Source organism: Vibrio sp. R15-SG3-ISO1A (assembly GCF_059833955.1).
Window position 1 is genome coordinate 1 of the sequence record NZ_JCBDGH010000085.1, and the last position, 25709, is coordinate 25709.

General features: G+C 50.8%; 23 protein-coding genes, 2 tRNA genes, 2 rRNA genes and 1 riboswitch. Of the genes, 21 read left to right on the forward strand and 6 right to left on the reverse strand.

Annotation, left to right across the window (positions count from 1 at the left end):
* The 12 genes from AC6R0L_RS14655 to thiH form a co-directional block, all read left to right on the forward strand.
* Positions 1 to 2248, forward strand: a 23S ribosomal RNA gene (locus AC6R0L_RS14655); the annotation flags it as partial.
* 161 nt (positions 2249 to 2409) lie between these two features.
* Positions 2410 to 2525: ribosomal RNA gene (gene rrf / locus AC6R0L_RS14660) — 5S ribosomal RNA — on the forward strand.
* Between the two features lie 41 nt (positions 2526 to 2566).
* A tRNA-Asp gene (locus AC6R0L_RS14665) sits at positions 2567 to 2643 on the forward strand.
* Between the two features lie 150 nt (positions 2644 to 2793).
* Positions 2794 to 2870 (forward strand) — tRNA-Trp (locus AC6R0L_RS14670).
* Between the two features lie 226 nt (positions 2871 to 3096).
* Positions 3097 to 4479, forward strand: coding sequence for a multicopper oxidase domain-containing protein (locus AC6R0L_RS14675; RefSeq protein ID WP_500629588.1), 1383 nt, complete (start codon positions 3097 to 3099; stop codon positions 4477 to 4479).
* A gap of 109 nt (positions 4480 to 4588) precedes the next feature.
* Positions 4589 to 4972, forward strand: a complete 384-nt coding sequence (gene crcB / locus AC6R0L_RS14680; RefSeq protein ID WP_334555415.1) for a fluoride efflux transporter CrcB — start codon at positions 4589 to 4591, stop codon at positions 4970 to 4972.
* An 82-nt stretch (positions 4973 to 5054) separates the two neighbouring features.
* Positions 5055 to 5153, forward strand: a riboswitch (TPP riboswitch).
* A gap of 161 nt (positions 5154 to 5314) precedes the next feature.
* Positions 5315 to 7258 (forward strand): phosphomethylpyrimidine synthase ThiC, encoded by a 1944-nt coding sequence (gene thiC / locus AC6R0L_RS14685; RefSeq protein ID WP_500629589.1) that lies wholly within the window; start codon positions 5315 to 5317, stop codon positions 7256 to 7258.
* A gap of 10 nt (positions 7259 to 7268) precedes the next feature.
* Positions 7269 to 8531 carry a thiamine phosphate synthase gene (locus tag AC6R0L_RS14690; protein WP_500629590.1) on the forward strand — a complete coding sequence of 421 codons (1263 nt, stop codon included), beginning with the start codon at positions 7269 to 7271 and terminating at the stop codon, positions 8529 to 8531.
* Positions 8532 to 8533: 2 nt separating this feature from the next.
* Positions 8534 to 9298, forward strand: coding sequence for a HesA/MoeB/ThiF family protein (locus AC6R0L_RS14695; protein WP_500629618.1), 765 nt, complete (start codon positions 8534 to 8536; stop codon positions 9296 to 9298).
* Positions 9299 to 9300: 2 nt separating this feature from the next.
* Entirely contained in the window at positions 9301 to 9510 is a 210-nt protein-coding gene (gene thiS, locus AC6R0L_RS14700; protein ID WP_500625349.1) for a sulfur carrier protein ThiS, read from the forward strand.
* Between the two features lie 2 nt (positions 9511 to 9512).
* Positions 9513 to 10289, forward strand: a complete 777-nt coding sequence (locus AC6R0L_RS14705) for a thiazole synthase (RefSeq protein WP_500629591.1) — start codon at positions 9513 to 9515, stop codon at positions 10287 to 10289.
* A gap of 10 nt (positions 10290 to 10299) precedes the next feature.
* The gene (gene thiH, locus AC6R0L_RS14710) at positions 10300 to 11427 is read left to right on the forward strand and encodes a 2-iminoacetate synthase ThiH (RefSeq protein WP_500629592.1); all 1128 of its coding nucleotides are present in this window, start codon (positions 10300 to 10302) and stop codon (positions 11425 to 11427) included.
* A gap of 106 nt (positions 11428 to 11533) precedes the next feature.
* Here thiH and AC6R0L_RS14715 read toward each other — a convergent pair whose 3' ends face one another.
* Positions 11534 to 13327, reverse strand: coding sequence for an aminopeptidase P family protein (locus AC6R0L_RS14715; protein ID WP_500629593.1), 1794 nt, complete (start codon positions 13325 to 13327; stop codon positions 11534 to 11536).
* A gap of 253 nt (positions 13328 to 13580) precedes the next feature.
* Complete coding sequence (locus AC6R0L_RS14720) at positions 13581 to 14522, reverse strand: LysR family transcriptional regulator (RefSeq protein WP_500625345.1); 942 nt, start codon at positions 14520 to 14522, stop codon at positions 13581 to 13583.
* A gap of 119 nt (positions 14523 to 14641) precedes the next feature.
* On the opposite strand from AC6R0L_RS14720, the gene AC6R0L_RS14725 reads away from it, so the two are divergent.
* Both AC6R0L_RS14725 and tsrA read left to right on the forward strand, forming a co-directional pair.
* Positions 14642 to 15835: a multidrug effflux MFS transporter gene (locus tag AC6R0L_RS14725; RefSeq protein WP_500629594.1), complete on the forward strand. Its 1194-nt coding sequence runs from the start codon at positions 14642 to 14644 to the stop codon at positions 15833 to 15835.
* A 143-nt stretch (positions 15836 to 15978) separates the two neighbouring features.
* The gene (gene tsrA / locus AC6R0L_RS14730) at positions 15979 to 16269 is read left to right on the forward strand and encodes an H-NS-like global regulator TsrA (protein WP_487902714.1); all 291 of its coding nucleotides are present in this window, start codon (positions 15979 to 15981) and stop codon (positions 16267 to 16269) included.
* Positions 16270 to 16343: 74 nt separating this feature from the next.
* Here the strand turns inward: tsrA and asnC are convergent, their stop codons facing one another.
* On the reverse strand, positions 16344 to 16808 hold the full coding sequence (gene asnC / locus AC6R0L_RS14735) for a transcriptional regulator AsnC (protein ID WP_334555425.1): 465 nt from the start codon (positions 16806 to 16808) through the stop codon (positions 16344 to 16346).
* Positions 16809 to 16974: 166 nt separating this feature from the next.
* Between asnC and AC6R0L_RS14740 the strand changes: the two genes are divergently transcribed.
* Both AC6R0L_RS14740 and AC6R0L_RS14745 read left to right on the forward strand, forming a co-directional pair.
* Positions 16975 to 17754: a class I SAM-dependent methyltransferase gene (locus AC6R0L_RS14740; protein ID WP_500625343.1), complete on the forward strand. Its 780-nt coding sequence runs from the start codon at positions 16975 to 16977 to the stop codon at positions 17752 to 17754.
* A gap of 124 nt (positions 17755 to 17878) precedes the next feature.
* Positions 17879 to 18511 carry a hypothetical protein gene (locus AC6R0L_RS14745; RefSeq protein WP_500629595.1) on the forward strand — a complete coding sequence of 211 codons (633 nt, stop codon included), beginning with the start codon at positions 17879 to 17881 and terminating at the stop codon, positions 18509 to 18511.
* Positions 18512 to 18538: 27 nt separating this feature from the next.
* On the opposite strand, the gene AC6R0L_RS14750 is transcribed toward AC6R0L_RS14745, so the two are convergent.
* Entirely contained in the window at positions 18539 to 19408 is an 870-nt protein-coding gene (locus tag AC6R0L_RS14750) for a carboxylate/amino acid/amine transporter (RefSeq protein ID WP_500629596.1), read from the reverse strand.
* Between the two features lie 57 nt (positions 19409 to 19465).
* Positions 19466 to 19891 carry a universal stress protein UspA gene (gene uspA, locus AC6R0L_RS14755; protein ID WP_334555429.1) on the reverse strand — a complete coding sequence of 142 codons (426 nt, stop codon included), beginning with the start codon at positions 19889 to 19891 and terminating at the stop codon, positions 19466 to 19468.
* A gap of 157 nt (positions 19892 to 20048) precedes the next feature.
* On the opposite strand from uspA, the gene ftnA reads away from it, so the two are divergent.
* The 3 genes from ftnA to AC6R0L_RS14770 all read left to right on the forward strand — a co-directional run bounded on the left by ftnA (position 20049) and on the right by AC6R0L_RS14770 (position 22282).
* Positions 20049 to 20576 (forward strand): non-heme ferritin, encoded by a 528-nt coding sequence (gene ftnA, locus AC6R0L_RS14760; RefSeq protein WP_334555430.1) that lies wholly within the window; start codon positions 20049 to 20051, stop codon positions 20574 to 20576.
* A 70-nt stretch (positions 20577 to 20646) separates the two neighbouring features.
* On the forward strand, positions 20647 to 20970 hold the full coding sequence (uspB, locus tag AC6R0L_RS14765) for a universal stress protein UspB (RefSeq protein ID WP_334555431.1): 324 nt from the start codon (positions 20647 to 20649) through the stop codon (positions 20968 to 20970).
* Between the two features lie 118 nt (positions 20971 to 21088).
* Positions 21089 to 22282 (forward strand): BaiN/RdsA family NAD(P)/FAD-dependent oxidoreductase, encoded by a 1194-nt coding sequence (locus AC6R0L_RS14770; RefSeq protein ID WP_500629619.1) that lies wholly within the window; start codon positions 21089 to 21091, stop codon positions 22280 to 22282.
* Here AC6R0L_RS14770 and AC6R0L_RS14775 read toward each other — a convergent pair.
* The gene (locus AC6R0L_RS14775) at positions 22279 to 23181 is read right to left on the reverse strand and encodes a DMT family transporter (protein WP_500629597.1); all 903 of its coding nucleotides are present in this window, start codon (positions 23179 to 23181) and stop codon (positions 22279 to 22281) included. The two genes, AC6R0L_RS14770 and AC6R0L_RS14775, sit on opposite strands and share 4 nt — an antisense overlap.
* Positions 23182 to 23307: 126 nt before the next feature.
* On the opposite strand from AC6R0L_RS14775, the gene rmuC reads away from it, so the two are divergent.
* On the forward strand, positions 23308 to 24858 hold the full coding sequence (gene rmuC / locus AC6R0L_RS14780) for a DNA recombination protein RmuC (protein ID WP_500629598.1): 1551 nt from the start codon (positions 23308 to 23310) through the stop codon (positions 24856 to 24858).
* A 57-nt stretch (positions 24859 to 24915) separates the two neighbouring features.
* Entirely contained in the window at positions 24916 to 25707 is a 792-nt protein-coding gene (gene ubiE, locus AC6R0L_RS14785) for a bifunctional demethylmenaquinone methyltransferase/2-methoxy-6-polyprenyl-1,4-benzoquinol methylase UbiE (RefSeq protein ID WP_334555434.1), read from the forward strand.
* Positions 25708 to 25709: the final 2 nt, after the last annotated feature.

Sequence of the window (25709 nt, forward strand, 5' to 3'; positions counted from 1 at the left end):
AGTCTCTGGATATAGACCCGAAACCAGGTGATCTAGCCATGGGCAGGTTGAAGGTTGAGTAACATCAACTGGAGGACCGAACCGACTAATGTTGAAAAATTAGCGGATGACTTGTGGCTAGGGGTGAAAGGCCAATCAAACCTGGAGATAGCTGGTTCTCCCCGAAAGCTATTTAGGTAGCGCCTCGGACGAATACTACTGGGGGTAGAGCACTGTTAAGGCTAGGGGGTCATCCCGACTTACCAACCCTTTGCAAACTCCGAATACCAGTAAGTACTATCCGGGAGACACACGGCGGGTGCTAACGTCCGTCGTGGAGAGGGAAACAACCCAGACCGCCAGCTAAGGTCCCAAATTATAGCTAAGTGGGAAACGATGTGGGAAGGCTTAGACAGCTAGGATGTTGGCTTAGAAGCAGCCATCATTTAAAGAAAGCGTAATAGCTCACTAGTCGAGTCGGCCTGCGCGGAAGATGTAACGGGGCTAAGCTATAAACCGAAGCTGCGGCAATACAGTTTACTGTATTGGGTAGGGGAGCGTTCTGTAAGCCGTTGAAGGTGTGTTGTAAAGCATGCTGGAGGTATCAGAAGTGCGAATGCTGACATGAGTAACGATAAAGGGGGTGAAAAACCTCCTCGCCGGAAGACCAAGGGTTCCTGTCCAACGTTAATCGGGGCAGGGTAAGTCGACCCCTAAGGCGAGGCCGAAAGGCGTAGTCGATGGGAAACGGGTTAATATTCCCGTACTTCAACTTATTGCGATGGGGGGACGGAGAAGGCTAGGTGGGCCTGGCGACGGTTGTCCAGGTTCAAGTGCGTAGGCTTGAGAGTTAGGTAAATCCGGCTCTCTTTAAGGCTGAGACACGATGTCGAGCGCCCAAGGGCGTGAAGTCATTGATGCCATGCTTCCAGGAAAAGCCTCTAAGCTTCAGATAAGTTGGAATCGTACCCCAAACCGACACAGGTGGTCGGGTAGAGAATACCAAGGCGCTTGAGAGAACTCGGGTGAAGGAACTAGGCAAAATGGTACCGTAACTTCGGGAGAAGGTACGCTCTTGACGGTGAAGTCCCTTGCGGATGGAGCTATTGAGAGTCGCAGATACCAGGTGGCTGCAACTGTTTATTAAAAACACAGCACTGTGCAAAATCGTAAGATGACGTATACGGTGTGACGCCTGCCCGGTGCCGGAAGGTTAATTGATGGGGTTAGACTTCGGTCGAAGCTCTTGATCGAAGCCCCGGTAAACGGCGGCCGTAACTATAACGGTCCTAAGGTAGCGAAATTCCTTGTCGGGTAAGTTCCGACCTGCACGAATGGCGTAATGATGGCCACGCTGTCTCCACCCGAGACTCAGTGAAATTGAAATCGCTGTGAAGATGCAGTGTACCCGCGGCTAGACGGAAAGACCCCGTGAACCTTTACTACAGCTTGGCACTGAACATTGAGCCTACATGTGTAGGATAGGTGGGAGGCTTTGAAGCAGGTACGCCAGTATCTGTGGAGCCGACCTTGAAATACCACCCTTGTATGTTTGATGTTCTAACTTAGCCCCGTTATCCGGGGTGAGGACAGTGCCTGGTGGGTAGTTTGACTGGGGCGGTCTCCTCCCAAAGAGTAACGGAGGAGCACGAAGGTGGGCTAATCACGGTTGGACATCGTGAGGTTAGTGCAATGGCATAAGCCCGCTTGACTGCGAGAATGACAATTCGAGCAGGTGCGAAAGCAGGTCATAGTGATCCGGTGGTTCTGAATGGAAGGGCCATCGCTCAACGGATAAAAGGTACTCCGGGGATAACAGGCTGATACCGCCCAAGAGTTCATATCGACGGCGGTGTTTGGCACCTCGATGTCGGCTCATCACATCCTGGGGCTGAAGTCGGTCCCAAGGGTATGGCTGTTCGCCATTTAAAGTGGTACGCGAGCTGGGTTTAGAACGTCGTGAGACAGTTCGGTCCCTATCTGCCGTGGGCGTTGGAAGATTGAAGGGGGCTGCTCCTAGTACGAGAGGACCGGAGTGGACGAACCTCTGGTGTTCGGGTTGTGATGCCAATCGCATTGCCCGGTAGCTAAGTTCGGAATCGATAACCGCTGAAAGCATCTAAGCGGGAAGCGAGCCCTGAGATGAGTCTTCCCTGATACTTTAAGTATCCTTAAGGGTTGTTCGAGACTAGAACGTTGATAGGCAGGGTGTGTAAGCGCTGTGAGGCGTTGAGCTAACCTGTACTAATTGCCCGTGAGGCTTAACCATACAACACCCAAAGGGTTTTGATGGACTCAATGAAGAACATTGAATGTGTAATGAAGAGACGAGTGACTAGTTCCTAGTCGCTAGAAACGATAAACACAGCTTTCCGAATTATTAAGTTCTAGGAACTAGGCACTAACTTCTAGGAACTTAAACAGAATTTGCTTGGCGACCATAGCGATTTGGACCCACCTGATTCCATGCCGAACTCAGAAGTGAAACGAATTAGCGCCGATGGTAGTGTGGGGCTTCCCCATGTGAGAGTAGGACATCGCCAGGCTTCAAATTATGGACACTTGCTTAGGCGAGTGATACCACTGCGGAGTGGTAGTTCAGTTGGTTAGAATACCGGCCTGTCACGCCGGGGGTCGCGGGTTCGAGTCCCGTCCACTCCGCCACTTATAAACCTCGTTTATCGAGGTTTTTTTGAATCTAATTTTTAGGGGGGTAGCTCTCATTAATAGAGCAGCGGATTCCCCAAAAGTCCTCGAGAAGGCGCGTGTTGGGAGTTCGAATCTCTCTTCCACGAACAATTTGAACCTAATTTTAGGGGTGTAGCTCCAATTGGCAGAGCAGCGGATTCCAAATCCGCGTGTTGGGAGTTCGAATCTCTCCACCCCTGCCATATTCTAAGGCTCTAGTCGAAAGACTAGAGCCTTTTTATATCTATACATACCAAATTTGAGATTTGAGGCTCTAGACTAGGCGTCCCCGACGTAAGACTAGAGCCTTTTTTGTCTCCGTCTTTTTAATCTTGCACGCGACAAAACCACAAATCGCTCATTGCACTGAGAATCATTCGCAGTATTTTGCTACATTATACGTCTTGTCTGTTTTAGGTGTTTACCGTTATGGCTTTGAGTCGTCGCCAATTTCTTCAATCTTCACTTGCTTTGTCTGCTCTCTCAATGATTCCTGCTTGTTCAGTGACTCGGCAAACTCGGACTCGAGAAGGCTATGTTTACGAGCTCACTGCTGAGCCTAGCCGGGCCGAACTCGTCCCTGGGTATCAAACAGACGTACTGGGGTTTAATGGTGCGATCCCTGCGCCGACACTCTATTGTCGTCAGGGGGAAGAGGTCGTGATTCGTTTCACGAACAAACTGTCAGAGCCTACAACCATACATTGGCACGGCTTGCGAATTCCTATCGAGATGGACGGCGTTCCTTTTCTCAGTCAAGCGCCTATCATGCCGGGAGAGACGTTTGAGTATCGATTCACTCCGCCTGACGCAGGCACGTTTTGGTATCACCCACACATGAACAGCGTTGAACAGTTAGGGCGAGGACTCGTTGGACTGATTATTGTTGAAGAGCGCGACCCCGTGGTTTTTGATGAAGAGCATGCGTTGATGCTCAAGCATTGGCACATTGACAGCCAGGGGCAGTGGAAGGAGAGAATGATTCCACGTTTAAGTGCTCGGATGGGCACTCCAGGGGAGTGGAGCAGTGTGAATGGCGTTCATGAGCCTGTATATACGCTTAAAGCACACGCGACCACTCGCTTACGCATTGCAAATGTCGACAATACCATTACCTATCCAATAGCGATTGAAGGGGCAGAGGCTTGGATATTGGCGATTGATGGTAACCCGGTCAGCACGCCAATTGAGCTCTCTCAGCATAAAATGGGACCGGGCATGAGGGTGGATCTTGGTCTGATTGCACCATCTGCTGGCAACAAAGTGTTTGTTCGTCAAATGAAGGGGCGTTTCCCTTTTCCTCTGTGTGAATTTGATGTCGTCGCGTCTGATTTGCCACAGGATCAAGCGCTGCCAAACTTGCCTCTTAACCCTGTGCCCGCGCTCGATCTTGCCAACGCTGAAGAGATTGACTTTGTGTTTGAGTGGCAAGGTGCGGTGACGCCCGTAGGCAAAGATGGCAAGGCGAGTCCAACCTTTTGGTTGACCAACAAGGTGGCGTGGCAGGGGATGAGTCGTCATTCGATTCCTGCGCCGCTGGCACAGTTGGAGCTAGGCAAAACCTACATCTTCGATCTTAAAAATGTCACTCAGTACCATCATCCTATTCATCTTCATGGCCACACCTTTACCGTGCTCGAAATGGACGGTAAGCCGCTCCCAGAGCCGTTCCATACGGATACGGTACTACTGGGCAAGAATGGTCGTGCCAAAGCGGCTTTCGTCGCGGACAACCCCGGTCGGTGGATGTATCACTGTCATGTCATAGAGCACATGAAAACCGGTTTGATGGGTTACATCGAAGTAAAGTGACTCCTGTAACTTTTTAAATCTAGCAGGATGTTTAGCGTCATTACATTGATCTGAAGTCTGTTTTTTTGTCTGTTTGGCGCTACACTAACGCCATAAATTTGGAGGGGTTATGGGTCAGTTTGCAATTTTAGGGTTTATTGCCATGGGTGGCGCCGTTGGTGCGTGCTCTCGTTATTTAGTGTCTGAGCTGTGTGCGACATTACTGGGGCGAGGTTTTCCATACGGTACGCTAACTGTTAACGTAGTCGGCTCACTGGCGATGGGCTTACTGATTGCCGCGTTTGAAAATGGCAACCTTGCGACTGAACCATGGAGACAGATCATCGGGCTCGGTTTTCTTGGTGCTTTGACGACGTTCTCTACGTTTTCGATGGACAACGTTTTACTCATGCAGCAGGGCGCCTTTTTCAAGATGGGACTCAATGTCTTACTCAATGTGGTATTAAGCATCTCTGCCGCTTGGGTGGGCTTTCAACTGCTGATCAAAAGCTAGCTTGCTTAGAGGTGCTTTGAGCCTCACTAGACAAAATTTACACAGGTCGGCTTGGTTTATCCAAGCCGTTTTTATATACTCGGTTCACTTGTCGGAGTGCCATAAGGCTGAGACCGTTTATTCGGGATCCGTTGAACCTGATCAGGTTAATACCTGCGAAGGGAACAAGAGAAGATATCGACCCTCCTAATCTAGGATTCGTTCTCTCTGATCTGAGCGTCATGCGATCTATCTACAGATAGATACCCGCGTCAGATCGCCCTCTTGTCGCATCTTTCCGCCAAGCATTTTTATCTCTAACACTCATGCTCCTACGAGCAATAAAGAGCAAGGAAAAATGCTATGTCGAATCGCAAACAAGCGAGACTGGAAGCCAAACAGTTTATTGATACCCTCTCGGTACAGGCGTACCCCAATTCACGCAAGGTTTATGTAGAAGGTTCACGACCTGATATTCGTGTTCCTATGCGAGAAATCTCCCTCGCTGACAGCTTGATTGGCGGTACTAAAGACGCGCCGATCTTTGAGCCCAATGAGCCGATTCGCGTTTACGACACTTCTGGTCCTTATACCGATCCTGACCATACGATTGACCTCTACCATGGATTACCTAAGTTACGTGAACAGTGGATTGAAGAGCGCGGTGATACGGAGCTGCTCGATGAGGTCAGTTCGGTATACACCAAACAGCGCTTGGAAGACGATACGCTAGACGAGCTGCGTTATGGTAACTTACCTCGCATTCGCCGTGCGAAAAGCGGTCAGTGTGTTACTCAGCTCCACTACGCGCGTCAAGGTGTGATTACACCGGAAATGGAATACATCGCTCTGCGTGAAAACATGGGGCGTGCTCGTTATCGCGATGAGGTGTTGAACCAACAGCATCCAGGTCAAAGCTTTGGGGCCCACTTGCCAAAGGACATCAGTGCTGAGTTTGTCCGCCAAGAAGTGGCCGCGGGCCGTGCCATCATTCCATCCAACATCAACCACCCGGAAGCGGAGCCAATGATCATTGGTCGCAACTTCTTGGTCAAGGTGAACGCCAATATTGGTAACTCCTCTGTGACCTCTTCCATTGAGGAAGAAGTTGAGAAATTGGTTTGGGCAACACGTTGGGGTGGCGATACGGTGATGGATTTGTCGACCGGACGCAATATTCACGAGACTCGAGAGTGGATTCTACGTAACAGCCCAGTTCCGATTGGTACCGTGCCTATGTACCAAGCGCTCGAAAAAGTGAATGGCATCGCAGAAAACCTCAATTGGGAAGTGATGCGAGACACCTTGATCGAGCAAGCTGAGCAGGGCGTCGATTACTTCACGATTCATGCCGGTTTGCTGTTGCGTTATGTGCCGATGACGGCCAAACGTGTCACGGGTATTGTCTCTCGCGGCGGCTCGATCATCGCTAAGTGGTGTCTCGCTCACCATCAAGAAAGCTTCCTTTACACCCACTTCCGCGAAATTTGTGAAATTTGTGCCAAGTACGATGTCGCGCTTTCGCTCGGTGATGGCTTGCGTCCAGGTTCGGTGGCCGATGCCAATGATGAAGCGCAGTTTGCTGAGCTACGCACGTTGGGTGAACTGACTAAGATCGCGTGGGAGTATGACGTGCAGGTGATCATTGAAGGCCCTGGGCATGTACCTATGCACATGATCAAAGCCAATATGGATGAGCAGCTAGAGCACTGCCACGAAGCGCCATTCTACACTTTGGGTCCTCTGACGACCGATATTGCCCCTGGGTACGATCATATTACCTCTGGCATTGGCGCTGCGATGATCGGCTGGTACGGATGTGCGATGCTCTGCTATGTGACGCCGAAAGAGCACCTTGGTCTACCCAACAAAGAAGACGTTAAGACGGGCTTGATTACTTATAAGCTCGCGGCGCATGCGGCGGATTTGGCTAAAGGCCACCCTGGTGCTCAGGTTCGTGACAATGCACTCTCAAAAGCTCGCTTTGAGTTCCGCTGGGAGGATCAGTTCAACTTATCGCTTGACCCTGATACAGCGCGAGCTTTCCACGATGAAACTTTGCCGCAAGAGTCGGGCAAAGTGGCTCACTTTTGTTCAATGTGTGGACCAAAATTCTGTTCGATGAAAATTTCTCAGGAAGTGCGCGAGTACGCTAAAGACACGCAACAAGTCGAAGCTGACCAAGCCATCTCCGTTAAAATGCTCGATGATCCACTCGAAGGGATGCGCCAGAAGTCAGAGGAGTTCCGTCAATCGGGTTCTGAGTTGTATCATCCTGCCGCTCAGCCTGAAAGTGTAGAGTCGTAGGAACGCGGCGATGAAAATTGTGATTCCTCACTCAGAGCCCACATTGCGCGATGATATCGCGCAATGCTTGGCATTAGCCGGCGAGCAAGGGTTTGCCACACAAGAGATTCAGTTGATTGAAGGGGCTGAGTCGACGGTTGAACTGCGCGGTGCGTCTTCTTCTGTTTGGATTGCTCGGGATACGCAAGTCTTTGAGTCTTCCTCTCTCAGTGACGACAGCGAACAAAACGTTCATCAACTGGTGTACTCAGTTGCAGAGGGTGATGTCTCGCTGGCGGACTATGCCCCGCATGCGATCGTTATTGGCGCAAGGTGCGAAGGGCGCGTGCTCGATATTTGGCAACACAGCACGCGTGCTCATGCTGAAGTGCGTGCGCTTAATGTCCACCAAATGGCGCTTGACCCTACACAGCACTTCGCATGGTTTATCACCTTGCGGGCGCTCGATTTTCCCGTTGAAGATGCACTGACGCTCGCACGTGCGATGGGGCATGTTTCACGTGAAACATCTCAATGGCCATGTTGTTTTGAGCAATTTCCTACGCCTGTGCTGGAAGACGAAACTCTCGGCATTCGTGTTGGTTGGAAAACTGAAGGCCGCGCGATCTCTTTTCCCTCTATGGCGAAAGAGGTGTTGGGTCTCTATCCGGTGGTCGACGATGTCCGTTGGATTGAACGATTGCTGCCTCTAGGCATTAAAACCATACAGCTGCGCATCAAAGATCCACAGCAAGCTGATTTGGAGGCGCAGGTGATACGTGCGATTGCATTGGGTCAGCAATACCAAGCAAACGTGTTTATCAACGATCATTGGCAGTTGGCGATTAAGCACGGTGCATTCGGTGTTCACCTTGGCCAAGAAGATATTGAAGCGTCGAACTTGAAGGCATTGTCACAGGCAGATATCGCTTTAGGGCTCTCGACACACGGCTACTACGAACTGCTGCGTATTGTGCAGATTGCGCCAAGCTACATCGCACTGGGGCATATCTTCCCAACCACGACCAAGGTTATGCCTTCAAAGCCACAAGGTTTAGTGCGCTTGAAGCTTTATCAACAGTTGATTGATTCGATTCCTCGCTCGCAAGGTACGGGCTTTCCTACGGTTGCGATTGGCGGTATCGACCAAGGTAACGCTGCGATGGTGTGGCAGTGCGGTGTCTCAAGCCTGGCTGTCGTGCGCGCGATTACGCTCGCCGACGACCCAAAACCGGTCATTACGGCTTTTACTGAGTTGATGAAGGCAAACAAGCAAGTAGGAGAGCAGGGATGACTATGCTGTCTGACGAGGCGTTCTTACGTTACCAAAGACAAGTGTCGTTGCCACAATGGGGCGAACAAGGGCAAGCAAAATTGTCGGATGCTCATGTGTTGCTGATTGGTTGTGGTGGCCTCGGGTCGGCGGCAAGCCTTTATTTAGCGTCCGCTGGTGTGGGCAAATTGGTGTTGGTGGATGATGACCGTGTCGAGCTAAGCAATCTTCAGCGCCAAGTCATCTATCGAAACGATGACCAAGGGCAGAGCAAAGCGTTGGCGGCTAAGAGTCAATTAGAGTATCTCAACCCTTTGATTCGCATTCGCGCGATTGACCAACGGCTCGATGATACCCAACTTGCGCTTGAGATCATGCTTGCCGACATCGTGCTTGATTGCACAGACAACCTTGAAACGCGCCAGCAAATCAATCGGCTCTGCTTCAAAAACCGGACACCTTTGATCTCGGCGTCGGCCATGGGATGGCAAGGGCAGTTCGCGTTGTTTGACTATCAGCAAGATAGTCCATGCTACCACTGCCTATACCCGTTCGATTCACTTCCTTCTGGCCAAAAATGCAGTGAACTTGGCGTGGTAGGTCCGGTGGTAGGGACGTTAGGTAATTACCAAGCGCTGGCGGCGATTCAATGGTTAGCCCTTGATGAGCCACAGCTTAGCGCATCGACATTACACCTGTTTGATGGACTCACGATGCGCTGGCAGACGTTAACTATCTCAGTGGATGCCACTTGTCACGTGTGTCAGTCAAACACCGTTAAGGAATGAACATGGAACCCATCACTATCACCGTCAATGGTGAAACTCATACGACTCACGCAGGGACAACATTGACGGCGCTCATTGCTGAGTTATCGCTCGCCGAGGTGGGCTGTGTGTTTGCCATCAATAACTGTGTCGTTCCGCGCAGCGAGTGGGACAGACATATCGTCAATCAAGGCGATGCCATCGCACTATTTCAAGCCATTGCAGGAGGCTGATCATGGCGCCAATAACACCGCTTACTATCGCGGGCAAAGTGTTTGACTCGCGTCTGTTTACCGGCACGGGTAAGTTTTCGAACAGTACTACCATGGCGCGCGCTATTGAGGCGTCGGGATCGCAACTGGCGACTATGGCGCTCAAGCGCGTCGATATCCATGATAAGCAAGATGATATCTTAGCGCCGTTGATTGCCGCTGGCGTGAATTTATTACCGAATACCTCTGGGGCAAAAACTGCGCAAGATGCCATTTTCGCCGCACACTTAGCACGTGAAGCCTTGGGCACAGAGTGGCTTAAACTGGAGATTCATCCCGATCCTAAATACCTGATGCCTGACCCAATTGAAACCCTCAAAGCGGCACAGCAGTTGGTCAAAGATGGCTTTATTGTTTTGCCGTACTGCCACGCAGACCCGGTGTTGTGTAAGCGGTTAGAAGAGGTGGGCTGCGCAGCAGTGATGCCTCTAGGTGCTCCCATAGGCTCGAACAAAGGACTGGCGTCGCAAGACTTTTTGGAGATCATCATCGACCAAGCCGGTGTCCCCGTCATTGTTGATGCCGGGATTGGTGCTCCGTCTCATGCGGCAAAAGCGATGGAGATGGGCGCAGATGCGGTGTTGGTGAATACCGCGATCGCGGCGGCGAGCAATCCCGTAGCGATGGCGCAAGCGTTTAAGATGGCGGTGGAAAGCGGGCGGATAGCGTTTGAATCCGGCTTGGCTGGTCAGGTTACCCATGCTGTTGCCTCTAGCCCATTAACCGCCTTCTTGGAGTGAGGGACGCAGAATGAGTTTTGTATCGATTCATCAACGCATGGACTGGGATGACATAAGACTGTCGATTTACGCGAAAACTCATCAGGATGTGGAACGCGCATTGGCGAAATCTAAGCGTGATCTCGAAGATTTTAAAGCCTTGATTTCACCTGCGGCAGAGCCTTACCTTGAGCAAATGGCGCAGCAATCCTATGCGCTCACGCGTAAACGGTTTGGCAACACGATTGGATTGTATATCCCGCTTTATCTCTCCAACTTGTGCGCCAATGCATGTACCTACTGCGGTTTTTCGATGGAGAACCGAATTAAACGCCGTACGCTGACAGAGCAAGAAATCGCGGCAGAGATAGACGCGATTAAGTTGATGAAGTTCGACAGTGTGCTTTTGGTCACCGGTGAGCATCAAACCAAAGTGGGGATGGACTACTTTCGCCGCGCACTGCCACTTGTTAAAGCGCACTTTAACTACTTGGCAATGGAAGTGCAGCCGCTTGATGAAGGGCAGTACCGTGAACTGAAACCCTTGGGCCTCGATGCAGTAATGGTCTATCAGGAAACTTACCATCGTCGCACTTACGCGCAGCACCATTTGCGTGGCAACAAAACAGATTTTGACTATCGCTTGGAAACGCCGGATCGATTGGCTCGAGCCGGGATCGATAAGATCGGTATAGGCGCGCTCATCGGCTTGGACGATTGGCGCACGGATTGTTTTTACGTCGCCGCGCACCTTGACTACTTAGAGCGTACCTATTGGCAAACTCGTTACTCGATTTCTTTTCCACGGCTTCGACCTTGTGAGGGCAATGCATCGGAAGGGGTGATTCAACCCAAATCGGTGATGAGTGATAAGCAGTTGGTTCAGTTAATCTGTGCCTATCGGTTGTTGAATCCGACGGTTGAGCTCTCGTTATCGACACGAGAGTCACCGCAGTTTAGGGACAATGTGTTGCCACTGGGTGTGACATCCATGTCCGCTGCATCAAAAACACAGCCCGGCGGATACGCGATGCAGGACGTCGAGTTGGAACAGTTTGAGATCAGTGATGAGCGCAGCGCCGAGTCAGTCGAGCAGGCGTTACGCTCAAAAGGGTATGACCCCGTTTGGCGAGACTGGAACGCAATTTATTCTGGATAATGTTTCACGTGAAACAACCACGCCACAATTAAAAAAGGCTCTCATGTAGAGAGCCTTTTGTTCACCTTCACGCGATATGCAGATCTACCGAGTGTTCAAAGCGCGATTAGTCGCGGTGAGCGATGGGCGACGTTGCGCGCTCTAACCACGTTTTTACCTCACCATCGACCAATGGGCTGAGGTCACTCCACACTTTTTGGTGGTAATCATTAAGCCAAGCGAGCTCAGGTTTGGTCAACATATCGATGTTGATGTTGCGCTTATCAATCGGGCAACGTGTGAGTGACTCGAAGCTCAACACTGGGAAATCACCTTGCGTTGGGGTTTCCACTACCAGTTCTAAGTTCTCAATACGAATGCCAAACGCATCGGCGCGGTAGTAACCGGGCTCATTGGAGAGCACCATACCTTCCATCAAAGCCACATCAATTTGTCGTTTGGAAATGCTTGCTGGTCCCTCATGGACACTGAGGAAGTGGCCGACACCGTGGCCCGTACCGTGGTCATAGTCAAAGCCTTCTGCCCATAGGTGTTGACGGGCAAGGGTATCAATTTGATAGCCGCGTGTTCCTTTAGGAAAACGGGCGCGTGCGACACCAATATGACCTTTGAGCGCTAAGGTAAACTGCTTGATCATCTCATCGCTAGGTTGACCGATGGCCACAGTACGTGTGATGTCCGTCGTTCCGTTGAGGTATTGGCCGCCAGAGTCGACCAGGTAGAGAGAGTTCAGGCTCAACTGACCCGGGGTCGGTTGGTTTTCGTGGTTGTAGTGACACATTGCCGCGTTGCTGCCTGCTGCGGAGATGGTATCAAAACTTAGGTCTACTAACGTTTCATCCTCACGGCGGTACGCTTCTAAACGGTCGGCTAGGTAGGCTTCATCGTGAAGTTGGCCGTTGGCGACTTCGTTATCAAGCCAAGAGAGGAACTTGACCATGGCGACGCCATCGCGCACATGACACGCTTTCATGCCCTCAATTTCGACCGCATTTTTTTGCGCTTTCGGCAGCAAGCAAGGATCGGCTGCACTTACGACATGCGCGCCACTGTTTTGCAGTGTCAATTTAAACCACGCATTGCTCGTCGCTGGGTCAAGTAATACTCGGCGTCCATTAAGCGAGTTAAGAATATTCTCCAAAGACTCGGGAGCATGAACTCTGACACCGGTACCAACATGCTCAGCAAAGCCTTGCGGCAGACGTTCTTGGCGAATAAAGAAATCAACACTGGCGTCGCGGTGAATAATCGCGTGAGACAACAATACGGGCAGGCGAGAGACATCGAGGCCACGCACATTAAGCAGCCAACAGATAGAGTCAAGCGCGGTCACGACTGCAGCATCAAGGTTCTGCTTTGTCAGTTGCTTGGCAATCTCTTCACGTTTGGATAATGAGGTTTGACCGACAGATTCAATCGGCATTAAGCGCGCAGGTGATTCGAGGGCGGCTGGGCGATCATGCCACAGTGCGTCGATGGGGTGACTGGTTAACAGCTTGAGTTCAAGTTTGTCCGCCAGTTTGGTTTGCGCAGACTCCAGCCAACCTGCATTGTGCATGCGTGGGTCAATGGCGACGACGCTGCCGGGTTGTAGCTCACTGAGCAGCCAGTCTAATGCCGGCTCTTCAATTAAATGGCGGTATTCGAACAGCTCGCTAGGGACTTGCTTGGTCACTTGTACCGTGTATCGACCATCGACAAACACCGCAGCTTTTGTTTGTGTGACCACCGCGGCCCCGGCTGAACCAGTGAAGCCGGTTAGCCAATGCAGGCGTTCGTTGTGCGCAGGAATGTACTCGCCCAAGTATTCGTCTTCATGGGGCACAAAAAGGGCATCGATATTGTTCTGAACCAGCCACTCTTTGATGGCTGTCAATCGTTGTTCAGTGGTGTTTAGCATCTGTGAATCCTTCAGTTATTAGAGGTGTCCATCCGACGTCTTAGACTCGTTATGACCGCGCATCTTGATGAGCGGGCGAATCACGTTTTGGGCTTGGACGATGGCCATTAAGCTACTCCTTTTACCAGAGCGCTGCAAATGGTCTGGATCGATAGCCGGGTAAGGCTCGCGGGGTAAGGTTAACTGAATACGTGACGTAAAAGCAGTGCGTTTATCGTCACGTAGTTAGCGTAGCGCGGCTAACGTAGCGCGGTTATCGTAACGCGGTCGTCTTTTCGCGGATAATTTGTCTGAGCCAGGCAAGAGCCGGGTCGTTCTCTCGGTCGCGATGCCAAAACAGGGTATAGGCCATAGGCGGAAATTCTAACGGCAGTGGCAGCACCGCGAGGTTAAGCTGTTTCGAGGCAAGCTTGACGAAGTGGCTTGGCGCGGTAAAGACAAAGTCCGTGTAGGAACACAGACTGGCGGCGCTGTTGAAGTCCGGAACAGTGATGGCGATATCGCGCTCTTTGCCGATGTCGGCAAGGCGATAATCAAGCAGCCAGCGATCGTTGCCATCGCAGCGTACTTGAACATGACGTTGGCTAAGAAACTGTTCTAACGTCCAAGGACGGCTCAAGGCAGGGTGATCCGCGCGCAATAAACACATCTGGTTATCACGGTAGATCTCTTGTTCACTAATATCACTCGGCGGCAACATGGTCAGCTTGGCATCATTGATGTCGATGTCCTTGCCGGTAATACCAAGATCAATTTCGCCTTTTTGCAGCAGCTTAAAGGTTTGATCGGACCAAGAGTGGGTGCTGATGGTGACACCGGGGGCACGTTTAAAAATCTCGGGTAGAAAATGGGGCAGTATCAGCGGGTAGACACTCTCTACTGCGGCGATTTGAAACTTGTAATCACTGCTGTCAGGCTGAAACTGCTCGGGTTGTGTCAGCAGCTCCAGCTGATGGATCAGCGCATCCAATTTAGGCTTAAGAAAGAGGGCTTTGGGCGTTGGCTTTAACCCATGCGCTTGGCGTACGAACAGAGGGTCATCGAATTGGTCACGAAGCTTGGCGAGGTTCTTACTGACCGCAGATTGGCTGAGACACAATCGGTGAGCAGCGCGTGTTACATTCAGCTCTTCAGTAAGAACCTTGAGGCACACCAGTAAATTCAAATCTAAGCGAGCAAGCTTCTCTATATTCATACATTCCCCTAAGGAATAACTTAAATGATGATTTGTCATTGGATGTCATATCTAGACTAACTTAGACTTTGCCGAGTTTCATCCTTTCTTGTGCATAATCATTTTAAAAGAGGCGAGCAGTGAACGCTGACAACCCGATCATCTACGGCAAACTTCAATTCATTCTTTTGACCCTGTTGGTGCTGTTTAGCCCGCTGGCAATTGATATTTATCTGCCTGCATTGCCACAAATTTCTCAAGCGTTTCACGTGGAACACGCCTTAGCACAAGATACCATCACATGGTTTTTGTTCGCGATGGGGGTCGGCCAACTGTTTGCTGGCCCGCTGGCGGATAAGCTAGGACGTCGAACTGTTGCATTAGGTGGGATCAGCATCTACGCCGCGAGCGCTTTATTGGCGTGGAGTGCTCAAAACATCGAGTGGATGCTGGTTTCGCGCTTGCTGCAAGGCTTAGGAGCGTGTGCGACATCGGTGGCCGCCTTTGCAACAGTTCGCGATATCTTCGGTCCCCAGAAAAGTGGCAAGATGATCAGCTACCTCAACGGAGCCATCTGTTTTATCCCTGCATTGGCGCCGATTCTTGGTGCATGGCTGACTCAGCAATTTGGCTGGCGGGCCAACTTCAGCTTTATGGCCGGGTTCGCGTTGATTGGTCTGGTGGCGATGTCGTTTGGCCTTAAAGAGACCAATCCGCAAGTCAGCACCGCGCCGGTATTTCGTCTACGACGCTATTGGCAAGTGCTGAGTACGCCGACGTTTTTGTTCCACGCATCGTTGTGTATGTTGGCGATGGCGGTGATTCTCGGTTATGTCACCTCAGCCCCTGTGGTGCTGATGGAAAATCTTGGCTTAAGCATGAACGCATTTACCTTTTGGTTCGGTATCAATGCGTTGATCAACATTGTCGCGTGTATGACAGCGCCTAGATTTATGGATAAGTTCGGCACGCATACAACGCTCAATGTCGGCATCTTGTTGTTGGGATTAGGTGGTATCGTGATGATAGCAATGGCGTCGCAAGCAAGTGCCTTTGCCTTTATGCTGCCAATCTTCCTATCCTCGATTGGTTTTGCGTGGATTCTCGGCGCGGCAGCAGGTAAGGCGCTTGCCCCGTTCGGTGACAAAGCGGGCACTGCCGCTGCGCTACTCGGGCTGTTCCAAATGAGTGGAGCGGGCTTGGTCGTCGGCACCATGCAGCGTTTTGGGTGGGAGCCGCAAGTGCTTATCGCCTCATTGATGCTCATCATCACACCAGCACTACTGATTTTGTGGACCAAAGCGGGCAGAGAGTGGCACTACTGTTATGAGTAAACCGTAATAAATAAGCTGCTATGAGCAAGTTGTTGTCGACACCTTGCTCACATCACTAAGTGAGGGCGCACTTAGCTTTACAAGGAAAAATATCCTTGTATATTGAGGCAAGTTAATCTTGTAACGATGGAAAAACCACCTCTATGTCGATGACGACGTACGAAAAAGCGCGTTTGATGGAGCAGCTTGAAGAGTCTCCAGAAAAAGTGATGTTTGGTAAATTAATTCATGAGCTCGGCAATCAGAGCAGCGAACGTATTCGCAGTGCCGCCAAGCAAGTCCCGCTCGATGTGTTGCGTGATATCGTGTTCCATTTTCAGCAAGTGATTGAGTCACGTAAAGGCGAGCAGCTAGATATCATCGCAAAGCAACTTGCCCAGCAGGGCATCTCAGCGGAGCAGCTCAAACAGTACATGGAAAACCAAGGCAAATAACCTTGCCGATTCGATTGGGTCAGTTGGATTCGTTCAGTTAGATTTGATAGAAAGCTCGCACAACGCGAGCTTTTTTATGGGTTGACGTTGCGGTTGATGGGATTTTGCAAAGAGATGAGCGTTTCGGTGGATTGCACTTCATCAATGGCTTGCAACTTATCGATCAGTACGTGTTGCAGCTCCTCAATCGAGCGACACATCAATTTGACGAAGATGTTGTACGCACCCGTCGTATAATACGCTTCCACCACTTCCTCGAGTGCATTGAGCTTTTGCAAAGCTGAGTGATAATCGCGCGCCGCGTTGAGGTTAATACCAATAAAGCAGCACACGTCGTAACCGAGTTTTTTCGTATCGACAATCACTTCCGTGCCTTGAATGATGTCGGCTGACTTCATCTTTTCTATTCGAACGTGAATGGTCGCAGGGCTGACATCAAATTGCTTCGCCATTTCGGCGTAGGGCGTCCGCGCATCTTCCATTAAGGTTTTCAAAATCGCTTTGTCGAGGTCATCGAGCTTGGTTGAGTGAGCTTGCATAGTCAGCCTTGTTGAGAATAGAAAGACTATTATTGCCGTGAACGGGCGAAGACATCAATGGCGATTTGTTCGTAGCGAAGTGGGGAAACTGTTAGGTAGAGCCAGCTAAAATCCATTACACTGACGCGCACGCGTCCCTCAACACTGACCTACACCGGAGCCGATAGTGGATTTGCAACTTCTCTGCGAACACCCTGAACAGACCCAACAACTGAACGACATTGCTGCTCGCTGGGGGCTTAGCCACAGTGACACCAGTCCGTTTGCTTTGGTGTTGACGGCGCAGCGTTTGGAACTTCGTAAAACCGATGAGCCCAAATTAGGGGCGATTTATGTCGACCTGGCGGGAGGCGCCGCTGAGCATCGCCGCAAGTTTGGGGGCGGAAAAGGGCAAGCGATCGCCAAAGCGGCCGGGCTCAACAAAGGTGTGGTACCGACAGTGCTTGATGGCACCGCTGGCCTTGGGCGAGATGCGTTTGTGTTGGCCTCTTTGGGCTGTCAGGTGCAGATGGTGGAGCGTCACCCTGTGGTGGCGGCGCTACTGGATGATGGCTTAGAACGCGCCAAACAGGACCCAGAAATCGGCGTCTGGGTCAGTGAGCGAATGTCACTGCTGCACGCGTCGAGCCACAACGCGCTGGAAACGCTCGCGAGTCAGCCTGATTTTGTGCGCCCTGATGTGGTCTACTTAGATCCCATGTATCCTCACCCTGAGAACAAAAAGAAAAGTGCGTTAGTGAAAAAAGAGATGCGCGTATTTCAAACGCTTGTGGGCGCCGATCACGACGCAGATGGCTTACTCACGCCAGCACTAGCGTTAGCAACTAAACGAGTGGTGGTTAAACGCCCTGACTACGCCGATTGGCTAGATGGTGTCAAACCGGCGATGGCAATAGAGACCAAGAAAAACCGCTTTGATGTCTATGTTAATGCAGCCATGAGCTAAGTGACTGATTCTATTTATACTCACCACACCGTGCTTTATCGCGGTGGAAAATAACACTTGCCAAGCCCGTCTGATGACTATATATCTTACTAAGAACTATTCGTATTCTTTTTAAGGTAAGTCGATGGCAAAGCGTTTGTGCAAGTTGAGTCGTAAACAAGTCGCACACAGTTTGGGTGAGATAGAAAAGCTCGTGGTTGAACCCAAGTTTGTCTGCCGCTCTTGCGCGCGTGCCAGTCACAGTAAACAACACTTATGCAAACCGGCGTCAATTGCGGCGGCTGCCCATACCCAGCCAACGACTCATACACCGAAAATCCTTAAGCCTCTCTCTGCGCGAGCTGAATCTGCACTTTTAGCACCTCAACAAGCGGCGGTGGCCTCTGCGCCTTCAGATACGCAGAATGTCGCTCAAGCGATCGAGACAAAGCGTGAAGAGCAAAAAGCGCAAGCCGTGCAGCGCGTCATCGCGCGAGTGAAAGCTCGCAAAGCTGACGTTGAGTTAAATACGCTGACGTCGGTGAATTCCATGACGTCGGCAGTCGAGACGTTGGATTTGATGGATAAAAAGGCGTTCAAGAAAGCGAGAAAAGAGCTCAAACGTGCTTATAAGCAGCAGAAGAAGTGGCTAAAAACGCTGAAAAAACAGCAAAAGCTCAGTAAAAAGCAGGCTAAACTGCAGGCCAAGTTAGACGTCATGCCCACCTGGCCAACCGGCTTAGCAGAGACAGAGAAGCGCCAAGCCAAGGTGCATTAAACCGAGACTAGGCGCTAGACTTTGGATTTACGCGGCGTTGGCGACACGCTTTTTCACCCAGGTTTCGTTGACCCAAAGTGAAAGGACAATAGTAGCGCCGCCAATGGTCAGTCTCGTCAGGTCGACATCGCGATTCCAGATCACGATATTGACGATAAGCCCAGCGGGGACCAATGCATTGTTCATCACCGCCAGCGCACCGGCATTCACCATGGTCGCGCCTTTATTCCACGCGAAATACCCCAACCCAGACGCAATCAAGCCTAAGTAGGTCAGAACGCCCCATTGCGTTGCCGTGCTCGGCAATTTCTCACTGTTGCCCATCAGCGCAAACGCGATGAGTGCCACAGCCAGCGCGCCCAAATAAAAGTAACCAAAGACCGTATGCTGTGGCAGGGCGACTTGCTGCTTTTCCATCAAGTATTTGTAGCCCACTTGGCCGATAGCAAAGCAGAGATTGGCTCCTTGCACCACCATAAAGCCAAGTAAGAAATGCTCATTGACCCCGGCAAACTTGATAAAGGCAGCGCCAGCCACTGCGATCGCCGCGGTGACCAAATACCAAGGTGAAAAGCGACCTTTGAGCAGATCGTAGATTAACGTGACGTAAATCGGCGTGAACACCGTGAACAGCAAGACTTCTGGTACAGACAGAAGGAGGAAGGATTGATAGTAGAAACAGTACATCAAGCCAAGTTGAAAGCCGCCAACGACCATCAATTTGGCAATCAGGGATTTCTCAACCCCTTTAAATTTCAGGAAAGGGAGGAAAACCAAGCTTGCTAAGGCGACGCGCATTAAAACCGAAAACCACGCGTCGACTTGGCCCGCCAAATAGACACCAATCAAGCTGAAGGAGAACGCCCACAGCACGGTGACCGAAGAGAGATAAAACATGATTAAGACTCATTATCAAAAACTATCTGATTATTTTATCTCAATTCATCCCTTGAATCAGTCTTTTAGTGGTACAACCAACATATCGACCGGTGAGCAATTGATCAACTGACGGGTCGAGGAGAGCAGTTTGCTCCAAAAGTCTTGATGATGGCCACACACCACAAGATCGACGTTGAACTCTTGAATGGTATCGCACAGCTCATTACCTAAGTCGCCACTGCCCACTAGGGTATGTTTAATGGGGAAGTTGGCGTGGTCCGCAAGGTTTTGCAATTGCTTTTGCGATGCCTCAATAGCTTGATGTTGTGTCTCCGCCAGGTTGATGTCGATGAGGCCGGTATACAACTCGGCGTAGTTAACATCAATGTGGATAAATGAGACCGCCGCGTCGAGCGGCTTGGCCAAGGAGACCGCTTTGTCTACCAGCAGTTTGCTGTCTTCAGACAGGTCGATGGCCACTAGAATGTGTTGATAGCTCATACCGAATCCTCTTATTTCACTCGCCTAAAGTTAGATTAGCACCTCGCTGGTCAATTTTTTGCCAAGGTGATCTCATATCCACATTCACCATACAAAGTGTTATGGTGGCTAGCATGATATAGTCAGTTTAAGTTCATAGACTTAGTAGGAGTGCGAAATGCTGTCACAAGCGATGGTCGAGCAATTGAATGAGCAAATTAATCTCGAATTCTTTTCATCCAATCTATACTTACAAATGAGTGCTTGGTGTGAGGACAAAGGCTTTGAAGGCGCGGCCGAATTTTTACGCAAACACGCCGTTGAAGAGATGGAGCACATGCAGCGTTTATTCACGTATGTGAGTGAAACGGGGGCAATGCCGATTCTAGGTGCTATCGATGCACCAAAACATGAATTTGAGAGCCTAGGTGAAGTCTTTCGCGAGACCTATGAACATGAGCAAATGATTACGCAAAAAATCAACAAATTGGCTCACGTTGCGTTTACTTCTCAAGATTACTCAACATTCAACTTCTTGCAGTGGTACGTTGCAGAGCAGCACGAAGAAGAGAAGTTGTTTAAAGGGATTTTAGACAAGCTAGAACTGGTTGGTGAAGATGGTAAGGCGCTGTTCTTCATCGACAAAGACCTAGCTGCTTTAGCAAAAGAAGGTTCATCTTCTATTATGGATACCGCCGCTGAATAATTGTCAGCGAAAGATGCTCTGATGGGATCGTCTTTTCTTCGGTAACCTATGAAGATGTAGGGAGGAAAAGATGATCAATGCAGACACCATTCTATTCACGTTGATGCTTGTAACGGCGGTGAACATGGCCCGTTACCTCACTGCACTGCGTTCTCTGATATACATCATGCGCGAGGCGCATCCTCTTTTGTACCAGCAAGTCGACGGCAACGGTTTCTTTACCACGCACGGCAATATGGCCAAGCAGGTCCGCCTGTTCCATTACATCAAAAGCAAAGAGTATCACCATCATCACGATGAAGTGTTCACGGGCAAATGCGATCGCGTCAGAGAGCTGTTCATACTCACCACCTCATTGCTCGCGGTGACCTTACTGGCAGCGTTTATTCTTTGATGATCGGCGCCTTTAAATTGGCAAGGTAGGCAATAGCCGTTAAAATAGCCACCTATTGCGAAGGATGTGCTCAGTGCACATCCTTTTTTATTGAATCATGACAGAGTTAGTAACCACCATGGCAGAGAAGTTTGATGTAGTAGTGATTGGCGCCGGTGCGGCGGGCCTGATGTGTGCCGCCCAAGCAGGAGAGCGGGGCCGTCGCGTGTTAGTGCTGGATCATGCCAAGAAACCGGGCCGAAAAATCCTCATCGCTGGGGGCGGCCGCTGCAACTTTACCAACTACGATGTGTCTGCCAAACACTACCTGTCACGCAACCCGCATTTTGTTAAATCGGCCTTGGCACAGTACACCAACTGGGACTTTATCTCGATGATCTACAAACACGGCATCGAGTTTGAAGAGCGCGATCATGGTCAGCTGTTTTGTGTCGGTGACTATGACTCCAAAGACATCGTTAAAATGCTTCTCGCCGAGTGCGATAAACCGAGTATCCAATTTCGCTACCAGCAAGCCGTTGACAATATCGAGCAGCAAGCCAATGGCTTTTCTCTGACGACCAATGGCCATGCGATTGAGTGCGAATCCCTCGTCATCGCCACCGGCGGCCTGTCGATGCCTAAGCTTGGCGCAACCCCCTTTGGTTACAAAGTGGCAGAGCAGTTCGGCCTTGAGGTCCTTCCAACCAGTGCGGCCTTGGTGCCGTTTACGCTGCATAAAGAAGACAAAGAGGATTTTTCTGAACTGTCAGGGATTGCGATTCCGGTTGAAATCACCGCTAAAAACAACACCAAATTCAAAGAGGCGCTGCTGTTTACCCACCGTGGTCTGTCTGGCCCGTCGGTGTTGCAAATCTCCTCCTACTGGACCCCGGGCGAAGCGGTTGAAGTGAACCTGGTGCCCGATGTCGATGTGCAAGCCTTGCTAACGCGTTCATTGGAAAAACACCCCAATCAAACCTTGAAAAACACCTTAGCGAAAGTGCTCCCCAAGCGACTGGTTGAAGTGTTGATCGAGCGCAAAACCCTCGAAGACAAACCGCTAAAGCAATTTAGCAGCAAGGCTCTGGAAGAGGTGGTTAACACGCTTGAGCATTGGAGCATTGCCCCCAATGGGACAGAAGGCTACCGCACCGCCGAGGTCACCCTAGGCGGCGTCAATACCGATCACTTGTCGTCGAAAACCATGGAGTGCAAATCGATCAAAGGCCTCTACTTTATCGGCGAAGTCGTCGACGTCACCGGCTGGCTAGGAGGCTACAATTTCCAGTGGTGCTGGAGCTCCGGTTATGTAGCGGGGCAGTGGGTTTAATCTCGCGCCCATTGCGCTTTCTTTTTCCACTTCACCTGTTGAATGACGAGCCCGGCGATGATCAACACAAGGCCGATTAGGGTGCTGGGGTGAATGGCTTCGCCGATGATGGTCGCCAGTAAGATCAAAGAGATAAATGGCGAGGCGAAGATGAGGTTACTGATTCTCGCGGTATTGTGAGTGGATTTTAAGGCGCTGAGCCACAAGACGAAGGTGACGCCCATTTCAAACAGTCCGACATAGCTGACCGCCAGCCAACCTTGAGGAGAAATGGCGGCAAGGCCAGCTCCTTCCCACCACGTCAGCCCTAGAGCGAAAGGGATCGCGACGAGAAAACCGAGCAGCACGCCGACCACAGGGTCGGCTTTGTTTTTGGTGTTTAAGATCCAATATCCTGCCCACAGCAGCGTTGAGAGCAACGCAAGTCCAACCCCTAGCGGGCTATCAAAATCGAGCGCCAATACGTTGCCTTTGGTGGCGATGACAATGACGCCGAGGTAGCTCAAACAGCACGCGACCCAATCTTGCTTGCGGATGGCTTGACCTAAAAACACCGCCGCCATTAGGGTGAGGGTGATTGCCCAGCTGTAGTTAATCGCCTGCGCTTGTGAGGCAGGCAGGAGATCGTAGGCTTTAAACAAAATGATGTAATACGCCAGCGGGTTGATGATCCCCAGTAATAAGTAATAGCCCGGATTGGCGGTCAAGGTGGTCACCAGCGTATTGAGCTTGCCTTGCACGGCGCAGATGAGGGTTAAGGCGAGGGCAGAGACGATACTGGCGACCGTCAACATCTGAATTGGAGTAAACTCAGCTAAGGTTAATTTAAACGCGGTGGCTACTGTCGACCAGAGCAAAACAGCAGACAAACCAAAGCCCAGCGCGCGGCGCTCATTCATAGTAAGCCTAAAAAACGGTGAAGTGATGCGCTAGTCTAACGGTAGGCCAATTGCCCTACAAACTGGACATTTATCCAGTGGTGAAATACCATCAAATGACTTGAATTTGATGAATGTACGCCGCTCATGCAATGGATTTTTGATAACGCCCCTCTTCTTATCACCGCGGCTGGCAGCGCCGTCACCAGTGGCGTTGTCGTCGGTTGGTGGGTCACCCAGAAAATGCGCCTGCAACAGCAATTGCTCAGCGCCAAGCTTGATACTCAGCAACAACTCTCACACAGTGAAATCACCCAGTTAAAAAACGCCTTAGCGGAGGCCGAGCAAGAGCTGGAAGCGTTGGATGCAGCGCGGGACAAAGCGGCATTTGAGCTCAAGCAGTCTCACGGCAAGTTGATGGCGGTGCTAGAGAAGCTGCGTTACTTTGACAGTGTTAAGCAAGAGCGTCAGCAATACCTCGACGAACTTGGACTGATGCGTGATGAAAAGGCGCAGCTCGAAGTGACCTTGAGAGAGCAAGAGGCTCGTCATGAACAGATCACCCAAGCCAACCAAGAGAAACTCGCCCTGCTCGAGAAAGCCGAAGAGCGGCTAAAACAGCAGTTTGAACACCTCGCCAGTCAGCTGTTTGATGAGAAAACGGCGCGCGTTGATCAGCAAAATAAACAGAGTTTGGATGCCTTACTGTCGCCGCTCAAAGAGCAGTTGGAAGGGTTTCGCAAGCAAGTCAATGACAGCTTTACTGTGGAAGCCAAAGAGCGCCACACCTTAGTTCATGAGCTGAAGAACTTGCAGCGCCTCAACGAGCAGATGGCCAAAGAAGCGCTCAACCTGACCCAAGCGCTCAAAGGTGACAACAAGCAGCAAGGCAACTGGGGAGAGGTGGTTCTGGCGAGAGTATTGGCTGAGTCTGGCCTAAGGGAAGGGCATGAGTATCACACCCAAGTGAATCTACAAAACGAGGCGGGCAAGCGTTATCAGCCAGATGTGGTTGTGCATCTACCTAATGATAAGCAGGTGGTGATTGACGCCAAAATGGCGCTGGTCGCCTATGAGCGCTACTTTAATGCCGAGACCGATCAGCAGCGTGACAAGGCCTTAGGTGAGCACTTACTCGCTATTCGCAGCCATATCAAAGGGCTTTCACACAAGGATTATCATCAACTCAAAGGCATTCAGAGCTTGGATTATGTGTTGATGTTTATCCCCGTCGAGCCTGCCTTCCAAGTAGCGATTTCCTCCGACCCTAGCTTGGTCAAAGATGCGATGGAGCACAATATCATTCTCGTCAGCCCGACCACCTTGCTGGTGGCACTGCGCACCATCGATAACTTATGGCGCAACGAAAGACAGAGCCAAAACGCGAAAATCATCGCGCAGCGAGCCAGTAAGCTCTACGACAAACTGCGCCTGTTCGTTGATGATATGGAGAGCCTCGGCGGCGCATTAGACAAGGCCAATCAAAACTACCAAGGTGCCATGAATAAACTGGTGACTGGGCGCGGCAACGTGATTCGACAAGCGGAGAGCTTTAAGCAATTAGGGGTGGAGGTCAAACGACCAATCTCGATGAATTTAGTGGAACTGGCGGAGCAAGAAACGCTGCCAGAATCACAGCTTAGCGGTGAAAATGACCACTTACTAGAAAGACATCCGGCTGAGGATAAAGTAAACTAATCGCCCGCAGTGCTTTGGCCGTATTGAATAGAGAGCACTGCTAAAAGAGGAATCATAATGACGGATATTAGTGTGCAATCGACGACAGCTCTAGAATCTCAGCAAGACGCAGAAACGACCCACTTCGGTTTTACCACGGTAGCGAAAGAGGAAAAAGTCACCAAGGTAGCGGAAGTGTTTCACTCAGTGGCCGCCAAATACGACATTATGAATGACCTGATGTCGGGAGGCATTCACCGCTTGTGGAAGCGCTTTACCATCGATTGCAGCGGTGCCCGTCCTGGACAACGTATCCTCGATTTAGGGGGAGGCACCGGCGATTTGACGGCGAAGTTCTCTCGTATTGTTGGCGACAAAGGCCACGTCGTACTCGCTGACATCAACAACTCGATGCTCAATGTTGGGCGTGACAAACTGCGCGATATCGGCATTGTAGGCAATGTGCACTATGTTCAAGCGAACGCTGAAGAGCTGCCGTTTCCCGATGACTACTTTGACGCGATTACGATCAGCTTCTGTCTGCGTAACGTAACCGATAAAGACAAAGCGCTGCGTTCGATGTACCGCGTACTGAAACCCGGCGGCCGCCTGTTGGTGCTGGAGTTTTCCAAACCTGTCTTTGACCCACTCTCTAAAGTCTACGATGCGTATTCGTTCCACTTGTTGCCGAAAATGGGTGAGCTGGTGGCCAATGATGCAGAAAGCTACCGCTACTTGGCTGAATCCATTCGCATGCACCCTGACCAAGAGACGTTAAAAGGGATGATGGACGACGCGGGCTTTGAAAATACGCGTTACTACAACCTAACGGGCGGCATTGTCGCCTTGCACCGCGGCTACAAGTTCTAAAG

Coding starts and splice junctions, on each gene's coding strand:
- AC6R0L_RS14675 (WP_500629588.1), top strand. CDS start 3,097: ATGGCTTTGAGTCGTCGCCAATTTCTTCAATCTTCACTTGCTTTGTCT.
- crcB (WP_334555415.1), top strand. CDS start 4,589: ATGGGTCAGTTTGCAATTTTAGGGTTTATTGCCATGGGTGGCGCCGTT.
- thiC (WP_500629589.1), top strand. CDS start 5,315: ATGTCGAATCGCAAACAAGCGAGACTGGAAGCCAAACAGTTTATTGAT.
- AC6R0L_RS14690 (WP_500629590.1), top strand. CDS start 7,269: ATGAAAATTGTGATTCCTCACTCAGAGCCCACATTGCGCGATGATATC.
- AC6R0L_RS14695 (WP_500629618.1), top strand. CDS start 8,534: ATGCTGTCTGACGAGGCGTTCTTACGTTACCAAAGACAAGTGTCGTTG.
- thiS (WP_500625349.1), top strand. CDS start 9,301: ATGGAACCCATCACTATCACCGTCAATGGTGAAACTCATACGACTCAC.
- AC6R0L_RS14705 (WP_500629591.1), top strand. CDS start 9,513: ATGGCGCCAATAACACCGCTTACTATCGCGGGCAAAGTGTTTGACTCG.
- thiH (WP_500629592.1), top strand. CDS start 10,300: ATGAGTTTTGTATCGATTCATCAACGCATGGACTGGGATGACATAAGA.
- AC6R0L_RS14715 (WP_500629593.1), bottom strand. CDS start 13,327: ATGCTAAACACCACTGAACAACGATTGACAGCCATCAAAGAGTGGCTG.
- AC6R0L_RS14720 (WP_500625345.1), bottom strand. CDS start 14,522: ATGAATATAGAGAAGCTTGCTCGCTTAGATTTGAATTTACTGGTGTGC.
- tsrA (WP_487902714.1), top strand. CDS start 15,979: ATGTCGATGACGACGTACGAAAAAGCGCGTTTGATGGAGCAGCTTGAA.
- asnC (WP_334555425.1), bottom strand. CDS start 16,808: ATGCAAGCTCACTCAACCAAGCTCGATGACCTCGACAAAGCGATTTTG.
- AC6R0L_RS14745 (WP_500629595.1), top strand. CDS start 17,879: ATGGCAAAGCGTTTGTGCAAGTTGAGTCGTAAACAAGTCGCACACAGT.
- AC6R0L_RS14750 (WP_500629596.1), bottom strand. CDS start 19,408: ATGTTTTATCTCTCTTCGGTCACCGTGCTGTGGGCGTTCTCCTTCAGC.
- uspA (WP_334555429.1), bottom strand. CDS start 19,891: ATGAGCTATCAACACATTCTAGTGGCCATCGACCTGTCTGAAGACAGC.
- ftnA (WP_334555430.1), top strand. CDS start 20,049: ATGCTGTCACAAGCGATGGTCGAGCAATTGAATGAGCAAATTAATCTC.
- uspB (WP_334555431.1), top strand. CDS start 20,647: ATGATCAATGCAGACACCATTCTATTCACGTTGATGCTTGTAACGGCG.
- AC6R0L_RS14770 (WP_500629619.1), top strand. CDS start 21,089: ATGGCAGAGAAGTTTGATGTAGTAGTGATTGGCGCCGGTGCGGCGGGC.
- AC6R0L_RS14775 (WP_500629597.1), bottom strand. CDS start 23,181: ATGAATGAGCGCCGCGCGCTGGGCTTTGGTTTGTCTGCTGTTTTGCTC.
- rmuC (WP_500629598.1), top strand. CDS start 23,308: ATGCAATGGATTTTTGATAACGCCCCTCTTCTTATCACCGCGGCTGGC.
- ubiE (WP_334555434.1), top strand. CDS start 24,916: ATGACGGATATTAGTGTGCAATCGACGACAGCTCTAGAATCTCAGCAA.